The organism is Protofrankia coriariae (assembly GCF_001017755.1).
GTDB lineage: Bacteria > Actinomycetota > Actinomycetes > Frankiales > Frankiaceae > Protofrankia > Protofrankia coriariae.
Map to the genome: position 1 here is coordinate 17807 of NZ_JWIO01000046.1, position 910 is coordinate 18716.

General features: G+C 67.4%; 1 protein-coding gene. It reads right to left on the minus strand.

The genetic code is table 11. From position 1 onward, the window contains the following. Positions 1 to 412: 412 nt before the first annotated feature. Positions 413 to 604 (minus strand): putative leader peptide, encoded by a 192-nt coding sequence (locus tag FrCorBMG51_RS34165; RefSeq protein ID WP_420848660.1) that lies wholly within the window; start codon positions 602 to 604, stop codon positions 413 to 415. Between the last annotated feature and the right edge of the window lie 306 nt (positions 605 to 910).

Below are 910 nucleotides of genomic sequence, written 5' to 3' on the forward strand. Positions count from 1 at the left end.
GAGCCGCTGGCGGGCTCGTCGCCATCGGAGGAACCGCAGGCACCCACCAGCGTCGCGGCCGCGGCGAAAGCGGCAACAGCCACCGCCCACCGGGCGGGCCCAGACCGGGATGATCTATTCACAACAGTCCTTTCCTGCGAGGGAGCCGAGGGAGGCAACCGGCGGGGCCGTATGCCCGCATCCCTGAAATCCCGGGGACCATGGCAAAGCCACCGGACAAACGACGAGCAGAACAATGCGTGGCATGACGGACACCTGACGCCGACCCACACAACGTCGGGATCACCACGGACAGGGACATTGAGCCGGCATATGACGGTGAGGACGCACCGCGAGTCACGCTCGGCAACACGGTGATGCCACGGGAACACCGGACACGGCCATCCGCGGCCGACGGTGAGCGGAGCTGGTATCAGCTCAGGCGCTGGTGGCTACGACACAGACAGCTCGTCACCCGCTGCAGATCGATATGCCGACGTGAGAACGTCGCCGGAGTGACACAGCACGGCGAAACAGCGCAGACACGGCCATGCGACTGCTGCACGCTGGTTCCTCCTACAACCACGCACGCGCCCACACGACCGCTTCGTCGCGCCAGGCTCATATCTGGAGCGCCCGACCGCGGACAAGGCTGCCGGCCAGCGAGCCAGAACTTGACGCCGACGTTCGGGGCCAGAAGCTACTCGTCCACAGATCACCCGTCAATGTCGACCGACAAGGTGAAAAATCGCCTGACCGGACCGGTCGTGCCCGGTCACGCGCGGCATCGCCCAGCCCACCGGCCTCCTCGATCATCTGGTCCAGGATCCACCGGACCCGTGCCCGGTCCGGCTCGGCAGCAGCAGCGGCAGCGGCAGGCCCGACGAAACGGGCCGGCGCCGACTCCACCAGACCAGTACCGACGGCCCGC

Coding starts and splice junctions, on each gene's coding strand:
- FrCorBMG51_RS34165 (WP_420848660.1), bottom strand. CDS start 604: ATGAGCCTGGCGCGACGAAGCGGTCGTGTGGGCGCGTGCGTGGTTGTA.